Raw genomic sequence first — 2,471 nt, 5'->3', positions numbered from 1 at the left:
TTCGCCCCGTGCCGCCCCCCCCGCCTTCTTCCATCCCGCGTGATGCGGCGGCTGCCGCTGCCGCCGCGCTGGAAGGTCCGCAACTGGACGCCGCGCTGGAACCCCCGGTGCCGCAAGGCGGCATTCCCGACATGCGCGGGCTGGACCCGGCGGACGTGGACTACACCCCGCCGCTCATCGAATGCATGGCCTTTCTGTTCCGCCTGCACGGCAAGCCCGTGTCCACGCGGTTTCTCATCGCCGGTCTGCCCATGTCCGACGGGCCGGTGCATCCTTCGGCCTGTATCCGCGCCGCACGTACGGCGGGCATGGCCTCCAGCGTGGTGTACCGTCCCACGCTGGACCGCATCTCAGCACTGACCCTGCCGTGCATCCTGCTGATGCGGCAGGAAAAGGCCTGCGTGCTGCTGGGCCTGAACGGCGACAAGGCCGAGGTGCTGTTTCCGGAAACGGGCATGGAGCCGCGCACCGTGCCCGTGGACGAACTGACCAAGGAATACACCGGCTACGCCATGTTCGCCCGGCTGGAAGGCAAGCTGGACCGCCGGGCCAGCGAGATAAAGCTGCTGAAGGCCAAACGCTGGTTCTGGGACACGCTGCTGCACTTCCTGCCCATCTACAAGCATGTGCTGTTCGCCAGCGTGGTGGTGAACCTGCTGACCATCGTCAGCCCGCTGTTCTTCATGAACGTGTATGACCGCGTGGTGCCCAACAGCGCCACGGAAACGTTGTGGGTGCTGGCCATCGGCATAGGCATCGCCTACGTGTTCGACTTTCTGCTGCGCAACCTGCGCAGCTACTTCGTGGACGTGGCGGGCCGCAACGCCGACATCGTGCTGGCCAGCCGCCTGATGAACCAGTTGATGACCCTGCGCCTGGACGCCAAGCCCGACTCCACGGGGTCGCTGGCCAACAACCTGCGCGAGTTCGAATCGCTGCGCGAATTCTTTGGTTCCACCACGCTGCTGGCGCTGGTGGATCTGCCTTTCCTGGTGCTGTTCGTGCTCATCGTGTGCTTCATCGGCGGGCCCATCGGCGTGGTGCCCATGCTGGCGGTGCCCCTGGTTGTGGGCATCGGCATGCTGCTCCAGTTGCCGTTCCAGCGGGTGGCCGAGGCGGGCTTCAAGGAAGGCATGCAGAAGAACGCCCTGCTGGTGGAGATCATCAACGGGCTGGAAACGGTAAAATCGTCGCTGGCCGAAGGCCGCATGCAGCACGCCTGGGAAAAGGTGGTGGGCATGAGCGCCTCGTCCAATGCCCAGTCCAAGGGGCTGGCCAACATCTCGGTGACCATGTCCATCCTGTTCACCCAACTGGTCAGCGTGACGGTGATCATCTGGGGCGTGTACCGCATTTCCGACGGCCTGCTGACCATGGGCGGACTGATCGCCTGCAACATGCTGGCCTCGCGCGCCATGGCCCCGCTGAGCCAGGTGGCGGCCATGCTGGCGCGGCTGCAGCAGTCGCGCATGGCCCTGAAGTCGCTGGACATGCTCATGAACCTGCCCACCGAACGACCCGATGACAGACCCTATGTCGATTTCGGCCCGCTGGAGCATTCCATGGTTTTCGAAAGCGTGTCCTTCGCCTACCCCGGCTCGGAACGGCTGGCGCTGGAGAACGTCAACACCACCATCCGCCCCGGCGAGCGGGTGGGCATCATCGGGCGCATGGGGTCGGGAAAGTCCACCCTGGGGCGCCTGGCCATCGGGCTGTACCAGCCGCGTGACGGCGCGGTGCGCTTCGGCGGGGTGGACATCCGGCAGATGGACATGGCCGACCTGCGCTCGCGCGTTGGGTACCTTGCCCAGGACAACTACCTGTTCTACGGATCGGTGCGCGACAACATCGCCATCGGCGTGCCCAACGCCGATGACAGGATGATCCTGCGCGCCGCCACCATCGCCGGGGTGGTCGATTTCGTGCGTGGGCACCCGGCGGGCTTCGGCATGCCGGTGGGCGAGCGGGGCATGGCCCTTTCAGGCGGGCAGCGCCAGGCCGTGGCCCTGGCCCGTTCGCTGCTGCACGACCCCGATGTTCTCATACTGGACGAACCGTCCAGCAACATGGACAATTCTTCGGAAATGGCGCTGAAGCGACGCCTTGCGGAAATACTGGATAAAAAGACGCTGATCCTGGTCACCCACCGGGTGAGCATGCTGGACCTGGTGGACCGGCTGATCGTGCTCGACCATGGCCGGGTGGTGGCCGACGGTCCCAAGCAGGCCGTTCTTGCCGCGTTGCGCGGCGATCAGGTGCGCGCGGCGGGGCCCGCGCGTTTTTCGGGCGCGCCCGCCCCGGCATCCAGACCACCGCACCCACCGCAACAGGGCTGATGCGCGGCGCACCAGCGGAGCACGATCATGGAATACGACAAGACCACAACGGGCGGACAGGAGCCCGCGAACACCCCCGGCACTTCATCCGGCGCACTGCCCGGTGCGCCGCTGTCCACGCCGCCGGGCATGCCG

At 66.2% G+C, this 2,471-nt stretch carries 1 protein-coding gene; it reads left to right on the top strand.

The window, feature by feature from the left end:
- The first annotated feature begins 131 nt into the window (after nucleotides 1-131).
- Entirely contained in the window at nucleotides 132-2,336 is a 2,205-nt protein-coding gene (locus FVW20_RS12520) for a type I secretion system permease/ATPase (protein WP_196609878.1), read from the top strand.
- Nucleotides 2,337-2,471 lie beyond the last annotated feature (135 nt).

It is taken from the genome of Nitratidesulfovibrio oxamicus, assembly GCF_015731765.1.
Classification (GTDB): Bacteria; Desulfobacterota; Desulfovibrionia; order Desulfovibrionales; family Desulfovibrionaceae; genus Cupidesulfovibrio; species Cupidesulfovibrio oxamicus.
This window is presented reverse-complemented; position numbering and strand designations above follow the sequence as displayed.